Below are 12893 nucleotides of genomic sequence, written 5' to 3' on the forward strand. Positions count from 1 at the left end.
CATAGGTTCGGGGAGTCGCCGGGGCGCGACCGGAACGGGGGACCGGTCGGCCCCGGCGTATCACCGTGGGCCCTGCGGGCTCCGAACCCTCAGCCGTGCAGCCGGACCGGGATCCGCTGCCAGCCGAAGGCGATGAACGACGGCACCTGGCGCAGTTCCTCGGCGTCGACGGCGAGCGCCAGGCCGGGGAAGCGGTCGAACAGCGCGGGCAGCGCGGTCAGGGCCTCCATCCGGGCCAGCGGCGCGCCGATGCAGCGGTGCACCCCGATCCCGAACGCCAGATGGTCGTCGGCCCCGCGCGAGGCGTCGAAGGTGTCCGCGTCGGGCCCGTAGTGCGCGGGGTCCACACCCGCGGCCGCGTACGTGGTGATGATCGCGTCGCCGGCCGGGATCGTCACGTCGCCGACCTTCAGGTCCTCGACGGCGAACCGCAGCGGCAGCGAGGCGATCGACGGGTGCACCCGCAGCGTCTCGTCGACGACCGCGTCCCAGCCGGTCTCGCCCGACCGCACCGCCGCGAGCTGCGCGGGGTCCTTCAGCAGGGCGACGACCGCGTTGCCGATGAGGTTCACGGTCGTCTCGAAGCCCGCCCCGATCACCAGCAGCAGGGTGTAGAGCAGTTCGTCGTCGGCGAGCCGGTCGCCGTCCTCGTCCCGCACCCGGATCAGCTCGGTCGTCAGGTCGTCGCCGGGGTGCTCGCTGCGATGGGCGATGAGCGAGCCCAAAACCGTACCGATCTGCTCCTGCACGAAGGCGGCGTGCTCCGGGGTCGGGTCGGAGGTGTCCATGATGGCCGCGATGAGCCGGGCGGTGGCCTCCCGCAACTCCTCCGGCACACCGAACAGTTCGCAGATGATGCGCAGCGGCAGCGGGTGCGCGAACCCCTCCTTCACATCGACGGTCCCGCCGTCCCGGCCGGCCTCGGCCAGCGCGTCGAGCAGTTCCGCCGTGACCGCCTCGACCCGGGGGCGCAGTGCCTCGGTGCGCCGGTGGGTGAAGCTCGGCGCCACCAGCCTGCGCAGCCGGGTGTGGTCGCCGCCGTAGGTGGAGAGCATGTTGACCACGCCCACCCAGCCCAGGATCCAGCCCCAGGCGGGGTGCTCGCCGACCTCGGGCCACAGCCGCCAGTGCAGCCGCGGGTCCTTGCTGACCCGGGGGTCGAGGATCAGCTCCTTGAGGGTGTCGTAGCCGGTCGGCGCCCAGGCGGGGATGCCGCCGGGCAGCTCCACCGGCACGATAGGGCCGAGCGCGCGCAGCCGCGCGCTCTCGGCCGGGATGTCGGTGCCGAACGGGTCGAGGGCGACGCGGTCGGTGACGCTCATGAGGGGTCTCCTGGCTGGTCGGGGGAGCGGGGGCTGAAACGGACGGGCAGCGCGGTCAGCGAGCGGTGGAAGGGGCCGGGCCGCCAGCTCAGGCGCTCGCGGGCGAGCACGGGTTCCACGTCGGGCAGCCACTGGGTGAGCCGCTCGATCGCCTCGGTCACGATGAGCAGCGTGTGCTGCCGTACCGGGCAGGTGTGCGGTCCGGCGCCCCAGGAGAGGTGGGAGGCGTCGTTCGGACGGCGCCCGGAGGTCACCTCGCCCTCGGCGAAGCGGCCGAGCGCCCCGTAGGAGACGACCACCGGCACCGCGGCCCGGATCCACGCCCCGTGGAACTCCAGCGGCTCGACCGCGTAGTAGATGCCGTAGTTGGCCAGGGGCGTCTCGTGGTGGAGCACCTCCAGGACCGCGTCCATGACCGGTCGCGCCCCGCTGGTGAGGGTGGAGTAGTAGAGGGGGTTGCCGAGGATCCTGGACAGCGCGTTGGACAGCAGGTTCGCGGTCGGCTCGAAGCCGGCGCCGAGGGTGAGGAACACCTGCCAGGTGACCTCCTCCGCGGTCAGCGCGGCCGGATGGTCCAGCAGCCGGCTGGGCAGGTCGTCGCCGCGCCGCTCGGCCTTGGCCGCGATGAGCTCCAGCACGTACCGCGCGAACTCGGCCTCCCCCTCGACCGCCTGGTCGCCGCCCTCCATCATCTTGCCGAGGCCCCGGTTCAGCCGGTCGCCCTGGCTGTCGGGCAGCCCGAACAGGTTGTTGAAGACCAGCGCCATCAGCGGCCGCGAGAAGTCCGCCACCAGATCGGCCCGGCCGGCCGGCCCGAACCGGCTCACCAGCACGTTCACCGCACGGTGCACCCGGGAGCGCAGGTCGTGCGGTTCGACGTCGTCGAAGACGTCGATGAGCGTGGTGCGGTAGCGGACATGGTCGGCGCCGTCGGCGAACAGCGCGTTGGGCCGCCAGCGCATCATGCCGAGCACGGGCGAGTCGTCCGGGACCGTGTTCTCCCACGCCCGGGGGTCGTGCGAGAAGGCGCCGGTGTCGCGCAGCACCTCCAGCGCGGCCTGCCGCTCGGTGACGACGTACGCCGGTACGCCCGGCGCGAGTTCGCCCCAGCCGACCGGTCCCTGGGCGCGCAGCGCGGCGTAGTAGCGGTCGGGATCTCGGGCGAAGCCCTCCTCCCACAGCCGTACGGGCGCGGAGCGGGAGAAGGCCTCTTGGGCGGGGGGCAGGGTGGTCACCGGTTCTCCGGGGGGTCACGGTCGATCAGGTGCTCGACCAGGGCGAGCAGTGCGTCGAGGGAGGAGTTCGCGTCCCGCGCGTCGCACGTCACCATCGGGGTGCCCGGCTCCAGGTCCAGGGCGGCGCGCAGCTGCTCGGGGGTGTGGTGGCGCGGGGCGTCGGGAAAGGCGTTGAAGGCGACCGCGTACGGCAGCCCGCTCTCCTCCACCAGCCCCAGCACGTCGAACGACGCGTCGATCCGCCGGCTGTCGACCAGGACCAACGCGCCCAGCGCCCCGTAGGCGATGTCGTCCCACAGCGAGCGGAACCGCTCCTGTCCGGGCGTGCCGAACAGGTACAGCACGACCCCGCCCGGCAGGCTGATCCGGCCGAAGTCGATGGCGACGGTCGTGGTCGACTTCTCCCGCACCCCGTCGAGGTCGTCCACCTGCTCGGACGCCTGGGTGAGGTGCTCCTCGGTGTGCAGCGGCCGGATCTCCGACACCGAGTCGATGAGTGTCGTCTTGCCCACCCCGAAGGGACCCGCGACCAGGATCTTCACCAGGTCGCGGGCGGTGTCGGGCAGGTGGATGCCACTAGTGCTTGAGGGCGCGGAGGCCATCGGCCACTCTCTTCAGCAGGTCGGGTTCGAACCGGTCGGCGGCCGGGATCGGCGCACGGGCCAGGACCAGGCCCCGGTCGAGGAGCGCGGCCGTGAGGACCCGTACCGCGGAGACCGGCAGCCGCAGCAGCGCGGCCGCCTCCACCACCGTCAGCGATCCGTCCTCCAGGACTTCCAGGAGGGCGAATTGAGCCGCCGTCAGATCCGCGGGCGCGCACTCTCCGCTGCCGGTGAGCACCGACAGCCGCTCCAGATGGGGTCGGCTGGGCCGCGCCGCTCCGCCGGTCGACAGGTACGCGGGAACCAGGGGACGGCCGCCTGGGCGGCCGGTCATGTCGGCGCGCCGCCGTCGGCTCCCCGGGGCGCGGCGGCCATCGCCTTCTCGCCCAGCCGGGCCACCTGGGAGTGGACCCGGTGGCCGAGCAGGTCGAGCCGGGCCTCCGGGTCCCCGTACGCGGCCACACAGGTGCCGTGGTCCGTGGGCACGATCAGTACGTAGCCGTGGTCGGACTCGATGACGACCTGGCGCACCTCGGCCCGGTCCCGGTCGGCGAACGCCGCCGCGGCGGTCCGGCAGGCCCCCTGCACGGTGCTGGTGATGGCGGCCACCCGCTCCGCCGACGGCCGGGACAGCGCGTCGGTGTATCCCTTGACGAGTCCGTCCCTGGTCAGCAGCACGGCGGCCACCACGTGCGGCACCTGAAGGATCGGCTCCAGGACCCATGCCATGTCACTCGTGTCGCGGCTGGTCATCGAGCCGTTCCTCCTTCGTGGTCGGTCTGTTCGGTGGTGTCGGTGGTGTCGGTGGCGTCGGTGGGGTCCTCCCCCGACCGGCGCGCGGCGACGGGTTCCGGTGCCGGTTCCGGTACGGCGTCCGGGACGGCGTCGAGGTCCGGGGCGGCCTCGGCGCGGGCCGCGGCGGTCGCGGACTGGAGCGCGCCCAGCGCCGCGGCGGCCTCCTCGGGGCGGCGGGCCGGGCGGGGCGGCGTGGCCTCGGCGGCGGCGCTCACCCGCGGCCGGCGGCGGCGCTGCGGCAGTCCGCCGGTGTCGCGCGGATCGGCCGGGGCCTCCTCGTGCTCCGGGGTGTGGTGCCCGGATCCGGACGTCGAGGCGTCGTCGGGGTCGGTCCCGTAGGCGTGGGCCGGTGCGGCGGTGGCGGGTGCCGCGGCGGCCGGGTCCGGTCGCCGCGGGACGTGTGTGGTGCGCGGGGCGCTGGCCGCCGGCGGTCGTTCGGCCGGGTCGATGCGGCTGAGGAGGTGGCTGTCGACCCGCAGCACCGCGCGCACGCCGCCGTAGGGGGAGGGCGAGGAGACGTCCACGGTCAGGTCGAACTGCCGGGTGAGCTGGCCGATCGCGGCCAGTCCCATGCGGGGCGGGTCGCCGAGGTCGGTCAGCAGGATCGGTTCGCGGCCGCCCACCAGCCGCTGGGCGCGGGCGCGTTCGTCCTCGGTCATGCCCAGGCCCGCGTCGTCGACCGTGACGCACACTCCGTGGTGGACGTGCTCCAGGTTCACCACGACGTCGGTGTCCGGCGCGGAGTGCCGCAGCGCGTTGTCGAGCAGTTCGGCCACGATGATGGCGGCGGGCTCGACCGCGTGCGACACCAGCGCGGTGCCGGGCCGGAGATGGTTGTGGATCTTGACCCGGTGGTAGCCGGGTACCCGTGCCTGGCCGCCGGTGACGGCGTCGACCAGGTGCGACTCCTCGCGCGCCAGTCCGACCCAGGCTCCGCAGACCACCGCGGCGACCTGCGCCCGGCGCAGCGACTGCTCGTTCTCGTGGTCGAGCTGGAACAGGGTCAGCGTCAACTCGGGGTCGTCGTACCGCTGTTGCAGCGCGCGTAAGGCGTCCTGGAGCCGGTAGAGGGCTGCCTGGATCTCCCGGGTGGCGCCGCGCATACCGGCCTGCGCGGCCGCGTCGATGCGGGTGCGCTGTGCGGCCAGTTCGGCGCGCAGCCCGTCCAGGACGCTCTCCAGCGCGATGCCCAGCGGGGTTCCGTCGGTCTGTGTCCGGAGCGGGCCGGGGACCGTGATGTGCCGGTGGGCGGGCTGCCGGGCGGCGGCGGGCAGGCGCCGGGTCGCGAGGTGCTCGACCTCGGCGGTGAAGGCGCGGGAGCGGCCGTCCAGTTGGGTGCGCAAGGAGGTTATCTCCAGGCGCTGCCGGTGCTGTTGGCGCCGCGACCGCAGCAACAGGCCGCCGAGGGCGAGCGCGGACAGGGTGCCTGCGGTGAGTCCGCCGGTCACGAGGTCCGGTAATTCGATCATCGAATCGGTTCCAGGGGAAGTCGGTCGGGGCAGGGGCGCCGAGCCCCGCTGTCGAGGCGCGCTCGCAGCACAGTACACACTGTCATCGACCGCTCTCGCACGGTCGAGGAGCACTTGGGGTCAAAACTGCCCGACCTCTGTTCAGTTCTGTTCCGACTGTCTGAATTGCCTTGTGCTGACTATGAGTTGAAGTTCAGCCGTGCGGCAGGACCACCGCGCGACCGTTGATCTTCCCCGCGTGCAGCCGCTCGTAGGCGAGCGGCGCCTCGTCCAGGGAGAAGGTCTCGGTGTGCACGGACACGGCACCCGAGCGGGCCAGTGCCAGCACCTCGACCAGCTCGCCGCGGCTGCCCCAGTAGGGTGCGCTCACCGACACCTCGAAGGGCAGGCTGCCGAAGCCGACGGGCAGCGAACCGCCGGCGATGCCGACGATCGTGACATCGCCCTCGACGGCGGCGACGGCGGCGGCCGTGGTCACGGTGGGCTGCGCGCCGACGAAGTCGAACACGGCCTCCGCCCCCACCCCGCCGGTGAGTTCGCGCACCGCGGCCGCGGCCCGCGGGTCCGAGAGCACGGCCTCGTGCGCGCCGACCTCGCGCGCCAGCCGCAGCTTGTCCTCGCTCACGTCCAGGGCGACGACCCGGGCCGGTGTCATCGCGCGCAGCAACTGGATCGCGACGTGTCCGAGACCGCCGGCGCCGATCACGACCGCGGTGGACCCCGGCACCAGCTTGGGCAGCGACCGCTTGATCGCGTGGTACGGGGTCAGGCCGGCGTCGGTCAGCGGCACCGCCGCGACCGGGTCGAGCCCGTCCAGCGGCACCAGGTGCCGGGGGTCGTCGACCAGCAGGTACTCGGCCATCGAACCCGGTGCGCCGAGCCCCGGCGGACGGATGCCGAGCTCCTCGGCGCGCAGGCAGTAGTTCTCCTTGCCCTGCACGCACTTGGCGCAGGTCCCGCAGCCCTGGGGGCCGTAGACCGCGACGGCGTCGCCCTCCTTCACCCCGGTCACACCCGCGCCCAGCGCGGCGACCGTGCCCACGCCCTCGTGGCCGAGGGTGAGCGGAAGGCCGTAGGGGAAGCCCTCGGCGGGCCAGCTCATCACCGCGATGTCGGAGTGGCACACCCCGGCGGCGGTGACCTTCAACAGGACCTGGCCGGGGCCGGGTTCGGGATCGGGTACGGTCACGACCTCGGGCGGGGCGCCTATCGTGCGGTACTGAAGTGCCTTCATGGCGGATCTCCTTGCGCTGCTCAGACGGCCGTGTAGGCGCCGTCGACGAGGTGGTAGCCGCCGGCCACGAACGAGGCGCGCTCGGAGAGCAGGAAGGCGATCAGCTCGGCGACCTCCTCGGAGCGGCCCAGGCGGCCGGCCGGGTGCAGGCCCACCAGACCGTCGTAGGCCGCCTGGTCCATGCCCTTGAGCAGCGGGGTCTCGATGAAGCCCGGGCCGACCGCGTTGACGCGGATGCCCTGCGCGGCGTACTCGGCGGCCGCCGTCTTCGTCAGCCCGACCACGCCGTGCTTGGCGGCGACGTACGCGCCCGAGCCGGCGAAGGCGACCGAGCCGAGGATGGAGGCGACGTTCACGATCGCGCCGCCCCTGCCGCCCGCCTCGATGGCCGGAAGCTCGTAGCGCATCGAGTAGAAGACGCCGTCGAGGTTGGTGCGTACGACACGGTCGTACGCCTCGATGTCGTACGCGCCGGTCGGGGCGCTCGGGCCGCCGATGCCGGCGTTGTTCACGGCCAGGTCCAGGCCGCCGAAGGTGTCGACGGCGAACGCGACGGCCGCCTCGACGGACTGCGGCCGGGTCACGTCCAGCGCCACGGCGGCGGCCTTGACGCCCTCCGCCCCGAGTGCGGCGGCGGCCTGCTCGGCGCCCTCGGCGTTGTAGTCGGCGATGACGACGTTCGCGCCGCCGGCGCCCAGCCGGCGGGCGGTGGCCAGGCCGATGCCGGACGCGGCGCCCGTGACGAGCGCGGTCCGGCCGGAGAACTCGGTGGCGTGGTCGGTGACGGGGGTGGTGCTCATGCTGTGCTCACTCTTCGGTAGTGCTTTCGGCGGCCGCGGCCGCGGCCTCCGAGGTCAGGGCGTCGTAGGCCCGCTCCACCAGGGCGGCGAGGTCCCCGGTCGACGGGTCGTGGTCGGCCGCGCCGCGCGCCCACAGGCGCAGCGCGGCGGTGAGGACGCCGGCGGCGGCGTCGACGACGACGGCCGGGCGCACGTCCCGGACGTCGTCGGTGCCGAGCCGCCCGGCGATGATCCGGACCGACTCCTCCTGGGCGTCGACCCGGATGCGCTCGTAGGCGGCGAACAGGGCGGGCTCGCGGTCCACCAGGGCCAGCAGGCGCCGCATCTCGGGGCGCAGGTGCCAGGCCGGGTTCGCCTCGTCGGCGAGCCACCGGCGCACCGCCCTGCGATAGGCGAGCAACGGAGGTTCGGCGGCGGGCCGGGCCCGCAGCGCGGTGTTGATGGCGTCGCCGTCGCCACGGACGAAGTCGAGGGCCGCGTCCTCCTTGCCGGTGAAGTGGCGGCTGAAGGTACGGCGGGTGACGTCGGCGCGTTCCGCGATCGCCTCCACCGTGGTCGTCGCCAGGCCGTGTTCCAGGATCAGCTCCAGGGCGGCGGCGGCCAGCGCGTTGCGGGTCTGCCGGGCCTTGCGTGTGCGACGGTCCTCGGGGGTGCCGCCGTCGGCCGGGTCGATGGGGGGCTCCGTTGCCTTCATGGGGACGAGGCTACACCTGTAATGTCTCAATGGGACATGAGACCCGCCGAGACATCTGTCTCATGGGGACATCGAGGGGTTGCGGGCGGCGCTGCCCGTCACATCTGCCGTCATGCGGCCCCGGCAGCACTGTCGAGCTGCCGCTTTCGCCCCTAGACTGACAACTCGCTTACATGCGGGCGTAGTTGACAGGGGGAGCCGACATGTCCGGGGACTGGTACGACGCGCGTCAAGGTGACTACGTGGTGCCGCCGATGCCGCCGACGCCACCATCCGTGCCCCCCGCGCCGTCCGTGCCACCCGACGGCGTCCGGGCGGTCGCGGTGGCCGTCCTCAACCTCAGCGGTCTGGGCCTCGGCTACGCACTCGTCCGAAGATGGCTGCCGGCCGCGCTCTGCTGGGCCGCGACCGCGGTACTGCTGCTCGTGGCACTGCCGGCCGACCCGGACGGCGTCCCCGGGGCCGCACTCGTCCTCTACGCCCTGTTCCTGCTCGCCGCCGCCGCGCACGGCGCGGTCGTGGGCCTGCGCACCCGGCTGGCGTGGCCGCCCCGCGCGCCCCTCGCGCTCGCGCTGGGACTGGTCCTGCTCGCCGCGCCGGCCGGTGGCGTCGTGCTCTACGACAACGCCCGTGACGAGGCGATCGAACTGATGCTCCTCGACCGCCTCGACGAGGCCGACCGGCTGGTGAAGTCGACCGGCGGAGAACACTTCGAGAGCGCGCAGGCCGACTACCGCAAGGCGCTGGCCGTCTACGCCGACCTGCGCGCGCAGCATCCCGGCTCGCGGGCGGCCACCCGGGTGCCCGGCCGGATGAGGACCTTCTACACGACAGTCGGCGCCCCGTACGCGGCGGGCGACTACTGCGACGCGGTGGCCCCGCTGAAGTACCTGCGCACGGTGCCGAAGTCGCTGCCCGGGACGGACCTCGGCGACCTGGCCGAATGGCCCGAGGACCGCCTGGCCACCTCGCTCTACGAGTGCGCGTCCGACGCGCTGGCGACCGGTGAGGCCACCTGGCCGGCCGGGTTCGGCGAACTGCTCACCGGCTTCCCCGACTCCGCGCAGGCCGCGAAGGTCGAACCGGCCGTCGCCGCCGCCGTCGGCACCACCGAGAAGGGCCTGCGCGGCAAGGAACCGTGCACGGCCGTCGAGCAGTTGAAGACCCTGAGCACCCGGATAGACGGCTTGTCGGGAGCGCCGGCCGCCATCGGCGACGCCCTCGCGAAGGACGCGCGGCGGGCCCGGTCCGGCGCCGACGCGGGGACCTACACCTGCGGCGTCGACCAGTACAAGGACGGCGCCTTCGAGGACGCGCAGACCACGATGACCACGTACGCGGCAGGCCACCGGGGTTCCGGGAAGGCCGCGCTGGCCAAGAAGTTCGCCATCGCGGCGGAGGTCGCCCAGACGCTGCCGGCCGCGGGCAAGCACGTCCCGACGAACCGCTCCGGCGGCAGCATCTCGGTCACCGTCAAGAACGACAGCCCCGACGAGATCACCGTCCTGTACACGGGCCCGGTCACCGGCAGCTTCACGCTCAAGGCCTGCGGGAGCTGCTCCGTCTACCCCTTCGGCGGCGCCACCCTGCTGGGTGCCGAACCGTGCAGCGACAGCGGCAAGAAGTATCCGCAACGCACCATCCAACTCCCGGTCGGGACAACGTACTTCGTGCACCGGCCGAAGAATGACAGCACCGCATCGGCCGGCTCTGACACGGCCAAGCTGGAGTCCGGCTACATCTACACGGAATGCGCCTACACGACGCAGGGCTTCGGGGCGACCTCATGAGCGGGCCGCGCATACGCTCCTACCGCACGTCCGACGACGACGGTGTCGCGGACGTGTGCGCCCGCACCGCGGACCTCGGCGGCGACTCCCGGCACATCTACCCCGACACGCGGCTGATGTCGACCCTGTTCGCCGCCCCCTACTGTCACCTCGAACCCGGGCTCGCGTTCATCCTCGACGACGGGAGCGGCGGCGTCGGCGGATACGTCGTCGGCACCGCCGACACCGAGCGGTTCGCCCTGGACGTCCGCGACCGCTGGATCCCGCGCGTCGCCGGCCGGTACCCGCCGCTCGCCGGACCGGCCACGACACCGACCGAGGAGATGATCGGCCTACTGCACCGGCCCGAGCGCATGGTCCTCTCCGAACTCAAGGAATATCCGGCCCACTTGCACATCGACCTGCTCCCGGAGTTCCAACGACGCGGGTACGGCCGACAGTTGATGCACACCCTGTTCGACGCCCTGCACGACAGGGGCGTCCCGGCCGTCCACCTCGGCATGGTCACGGCCAACACCGACGCCCGCGCCTTCTACGACCGGCTCGGCTTCCACGAGATCCCGGTGCCGGACCCGGGCCCGCTGACCTATCTGGGCCGGACCACCGACACCCGCTGACCGTTCACCCGGTCCCCGGCGCCGACCCCGGCGCGGGGACCGGCCAGGCACCCCGCGCCACCAGGTCGAGCACGAGCGCACCGATGTTCCAGGCGTCGTCCTCGCCCCGGTGGTGCCGCCCCTCCAGCGGCAGCCCTGCCAGCCGCAGCGCCTGCGCCATGCCCGGCCGCCCGCGCAGCCCGTAGGCGGCGGCGAAGACCGCCTTGGCATTGGTGTGCGTGCGCTCGGCGGGGTGGCCGAGCGGATACGCCACGCCCTGCGCCCGGCACTGCCGGGTGAACTGGCGCCGGTCGTAGTCGCCCCAGCTCGCCCACGGCCGCACGCCCGCCGCGTACCGCTCGGACAGCGTCCGGCAGGCCTCGGCGAAGCCGACCCCCCGGTCGGCCTCGTCCTGGGTGAGTCCCGTCAGCTCGGTGCAGAACGCCGAGACCGTGGACCGTTCGGGCCGCACCAGGATCCGGTGCCGCTCCGTGCGCTCCTTGGCGCGCAGGTCGACCACGGTGAGCCCGATCTCGATGATCTCGCTCACCGCCCCGGGCGGCGGCTGCCCGTCCCAGCAGGTCGCCTCCAGGTCGATCACGTTCAGCAGCCCGTCGGCGTCCGTGGTGTCCATGCCCTCAGGCTAGGGAACCGGCCGCGCGCGGATCACCTGGTTTTCCCGGCGGGCGTCAGTAGCGCTGCGCCTTGGCGAGCTTGGCGGTGACGTCCATGCTGACGGACTGCCTGCTGAACGCGATCGGCTCCTTCTTCGCGCCGGGCGCCAGGTCCTCCGCGCCGACGTACCGGGTCTCCACCACCTTGCCGTCCTTGTCCACGAAATCGACCTGCACCGCGTACGAGGCCTTCGCCTTGGTCTTGTTGGTGATGCGGACCAGCACCGCCAGCACGCCTCCGGTCTGCGCCTTGGGAACCCCGCTCATGGCGACCTCGGAGGTGGCGTTCCCGCTGCCCTGGACGTTCGCCAGGGCCTTCTTCGCGGTCTCGCTCGCCCGGGCGGTGTCCGCGTCCACCGAGGCCTCGAACTCCGAGGCGCGGGCGGCGGCGGAGGAGACGGCCGCGGACGCGGAGGCCTTGGCGGAGGCGACCGCGGACGACGCCGCGGATGCCAGGGCGGACGGCGGCTGACCGGAGAACGAGCCGGTGACCGGAGCGGACGTGCCGCCCGCCGGGGTGTTGGACTCGGAACCGCCGCCACAGCCGGCGAGGGCGCCGAGCACGACGGCACAGGCGAGGGCCGCCGCGGCCGGAACCGGCCGACGTGACCTGGAGGACCTGGAGGCGGCTGCGAAGGGGATACGGGTCATGGGGGGTGTCCTCGGCGGTGCTGGCGGAGGGGGTCGCATCCATCGTCGGCACGCCCCACCGGCCCCGCGACCCGGCCGCGGCCATTCGGACCGGGCGCGGCCGCTGTGGCCCCATCAGGCGGCATCCGAGATGCGGTCACGGGCCGCAGCGGTTCAGATGGGTTCCGTGCGACTACCCACGATCGCGGCGATCGGCCGCACCCGACTGTTGGTCACCGGCCTGCTGGTCGGCGCGTGCTCACTCGTCCAACCCCCCGCCGTGGCCGAGCAGGGCGACGGCTCGGTGGAACGGGGCGGCGCCTACATGGGCATGGGAGTCGTGGCCCATGACGGCCAGGACGGCATCCCCGTCGAGACCAAGTCCTCGCAGAGCGAGGGGGTGGACGTCGCCAGCTACCAGGGCGACGTGGCCTGGACGACCCTGTGGAACAGCGGGGTCAGATGGGCGTACACCAAGGCCACGGAAGGCACGTCCTACCAGAATCCGTCCTTCGCCCAGCAGTACAGCGGCGCCTACAACGTCGGCATGATCCGCGGCGCCTACCACTTCGCCACCCCTGACACCGGCAGCGGCGTCAGCCAGGCGAACTACTTCGTCGACCACGGCGGCGCCTGGTCCGACGACGGCAGGACGCTGCCCGGCGTGCTGGACATCGAGTGGAACCCGTACGGTGACGCCTGTTACGGCAAGTCGAAGAGCGGCATGGTCGGTTGGATCCGCGACTTCCTGAAGACGTACGAGGAGCGCACCGGCCGGGACGCCGTGATCTACACGGCGACCAGCTGGTGGTCCCAGTGCACCGGCGACTACAGCGGCTTCGGCGCCAGCAACCCGCTGTGGATCGCCCGGTACGCCTCGAGCGTGGGCGCCCTGCCGGCCGGCTGGTCGTCCCACGCGATGTGGCAGTACACGTCGTCCGGCCCCACGGTCGGCGACCACGACAGGTTCAACGGGGGTCCGGAGAAGGTGCAGGCCCTCGCCACCGGGTGACCCGGACGCCGTACGCCCCGGGACGGCCATGTCCGTCCCG

The 12893-nt window shown here is 73.1% G+C and carries 14 protein-coding genes; 3 read left to right on the forward strand and 11 right to left on the reverse strand.

Translation table 11 applies throughout. From position 1 onward, the window contains the following. Positions 1–89: 89 nt before the first annotated feature. The 9 genes from ACWC24_RS30230 to ACWC24_RS30270 form a co-directional block, all read right to left on the reverse strand. Positions 90–1322, reverse strand: coding sequence for a cytochrome P450 family protein (locus ACWC24_RS30230; protein ID WP_450666058.1), 1233 nt, complete (start codon positions 1320–1322; stop codon positions 90–92). After that, a complete protein-coding gene (locus ACWC24_RS30235) occupies positions 1319–2557 on the reverse strand; it encodes a cytochrome P450 (RefSeq protein WP_450666059.1) in 1239 nt (412 codons plus the stop codon). Before ACWC24_RS30235 ends, ACWC24_RS30230 begins: the two co-directional genes overlap by 4 nt. Beyond that, entirely contained in the window at positions 2554–3159 is a 606-nt protein-coding gene (locus ACWC24_RS30240; protein ID WP_450666060.1) for a GTP-binding protein, read from the reverse strand. Before ACWC24_RS30240 ends, ACWC24_RS30235 begins: the two co-directional genes overlap by 4 nt. Next, entirely contained in the window at positions 3134–3493 is a 360-nt protein-coding gene (locus ACWC24_RS30245; RefSeq protein ID WP_450666061.1) for a DUF742 domain-containing protein, read from the reverse strand. The genes ACWC24_RS30240 and ACWC24_RS30245 overlap by 26 nt, the downstream gene beginning before the upstream one ends. Further along, complete coding sequence (locus ACWC24_RS30250; RefSeq protein WP_450666062.1) at positions 3490–3912, reverse strand: roadblock/LC7 domain-containing protein; 423 nt, start codon at positions 3910–3912, stop codon at positions 3490–3492. Before ACWC24_RS30250 ends, ACWC24_RS30245 begins: the two co-directional genes overlap by 4 nt. Next, complete coding sequence (locus ACWC24_RS30255) at positions 3909–5423, reverse strand: ATP-binding protein (protein WP_450666063.1); 1515 nt, start codon at positions 5421–5423, stop codon at positions 3909–3911. Before ACWC24_RS30255 ends, ACWC24_RS30250 begins: the two co-directional genes overlap by 4 nt. Positions 5424–5616: 193 nt before the next feature. Then, entirely contained in the window at positions 5617–6657 is a 1041-nt protein-coding gene (locus ACWC24_RS30260; RefSeq protein ID WP_450666064.1) for an NAD(P)-dependent alcohol dehydrogenase, read from the reverse strand. Between the two features lie 20 nt (positions 6658–6677). After that, a complete protein-coding gene (locus ACWC24_RS30265) occupies positions 6678–7457 on the reverse strand; it encodes an SDR family NAD(P)-dependent oxidoreductase (RefSeq protein WP_450666065.1) in 780 nt (259 codons plus the stop codon). 7 nt (positions 7458–7464) lie between these two features. Beyond that, on the reverse strand, positions 7465–8151 hold the full coding sequence (locus tag ACWC24_RS30270; RefSeq protein ID WP_450666066.1) for a TetR/AcrR family transcriptional regulator: 687 nt from the start codon (positions 8149–8151) through the stop codon (positions 7465–7467). A 203-nt stretch (positions 8152–8354) separates the two neighbouring features. Here ACWC24_RS30270 and ACWC24_RS30275 point away from each other — a divergent pair, with 203 nt between their 5' ends. Both ACWC24_RS30275 and ACWC24_RS30280 read left to right on the forward strand, forming a co-directional pair. After that, positions 8355–9941, forward strand: coding sequence for a hypothetical protein (locus ACWC24_RS30275; protein ID WP_450666067.1), 1587 nt, complete (start codon positions 8355–8357; stop codon positions 9939–9941). After that, the gene (locus tag ACWC24_RS30280; protein WP_450666068.1) at positions 9938–10558 is read left to right on the forward strand and encodes a GNAT family N-acetyltransferase; all 621 of its coding nucleotides are present in this window, start codon (positions 9938–9940) and stop codon (positions 10556–10558) included. Before ACWC24_RS30275 ends, ACWC24_RS30280 begins: the two co-directional genes overlap by 4 nt. A gap of 4 nt (positions 10559–10562) precedes the next feature. Here the strand turns inward: ACWC24_RS30280 and ACWC24_RS30285 are convergent, their stop codons facing one another. Both ACWC24_RS30285 and ACWC24_RS30290 read right to left on the reverse strand, forming a co-directional pair. Next, on the reverse strand, positions 10563–11171 hold the full coding sequence (locus ACWC24_RS30285; protein ID WP_450666069.1) for an exonuclease domain-containing protein: 609 nt from the start codon (positions 11169–11171) through the stop codon (positions 10563–10565). Positions 11172–11226: 55 nt separating this feature from the next. Then, positions 11227–11862, reverse strand: coding sequence for a hypothetical protein (locus ACWC24_RS30290; RefSeq protein WP_450666070.1), 636 nt, complete (start codon positions 11860–11862; stop codon positions 11227–11229). 157 nt (positions 11863–12019) lie between these two features. Between ACWC24_RS30290 and ACWC24_RS30295 the strand changes: the two genes are divergently transcribed. Next, positions 12020–12853: a lysozyme gene (locus ACWC24_RS30295; protein WP_450666071.1), complete on the forward strand. Its 834-nt coding sequence runs from the start codon at positions 12020–12022 to the stop codon at positions 12851–12853. Positions 12854–12893: the final 40 nt, after the last annotated feature.

This window comes from Streptomyces sp. NPDC001443, assembly GCF_053597355.1.

Coding starts and splice junctions, on each gene's coding strand:
- ACWC24_RS30270 (WP_450666066.1), bottom strand. CDS start 8,151: ATGAAGGCAACGGAGCCCCCCATCGACCCGGCCGACGGCGGCACCCCC.
- ACWC24_RS30245 (WP_450666061.1), bottom strand. CDS start 3,493: ATGACCGGCCGCCCAGGCGGCCGTCCCCTGGTTCCCGCGTACCTGTCG.
- ACWC24_RS30275 (WP_450666067.1), top strand. CDS start 8,355: ATGTCCGGGGACTGGTACGACGCGCGTCAAGGTGACTACGTGGTGCCG.
- ACWC24_RS30230 (WP_450666058.1), bottom strand. CDS start 1,322: ATGAGCGTCACCGACCGCGTCGCCCTCGACCCGTTCGGCACCGACATC.
- ACWC24_RS30280 (WP_450666068.1), top strand. CDS start 9,938: ATGAGCGGGCCGCGCATACGCTCCTACCGCACGTCCGACGACGACGGT.
- ACWC24_RS30250 (WP_450666062.1), bottom strand. CDS start 3,912: ATGACCAGCCGCGACACGAGTGACATGGCATGGGTCCTGGAGCCGATC.
- ACWC24_RS30295 (WP_450666071.1), top strand. CDS start 12,020: ATGGGTTCCGTGCGACTACCCACGATCGCGGCGATCGGCCGCACCCGA.
- ACWC24_RS30260 (WP_450666064.1), bottom strand. CDS start 6,657: ATGAAGGCACTTCAGTACCGCACGATAGGCGCCCCGCCCGAGGTCGTG.
- ACWC24_RS30255 (WP_450666063.1), bottom strand. CDS start 5,423: ATGATCGAATTACCGGACCTCGTGACCGGCGGACTCACCGCAGGCACC.
- ACWC24_RS30290 (WP_450666070.1), bottom strand. CDS start 11,862: ATGACCCGTATCCCCTTCGCAGCCGCCTCCAGGTCCTCCAGGTCACGT.
- ACWC24_RS30285 (WP_450666069.1), bottom strand. CDS start 11,171: ATGGACACCACGGACGCCGACGGGCTGCTGAACGTGATCGACCTGGAG.
- ACWC24_RS30265 (WP_450666065.1), bottom strand. CDS start 7,457: ATGAGCACCACCCCCGTCACCGACCACGCCACCGAGTTCTCCGGCCGG.
- ACWC24_RS30240 (WP_450666060.1), bottom strand. CDS start 3,159: ATGGCCTCCGCGCCCTCAAGCACTAGTGGCATCCACCTGCCCGACACC.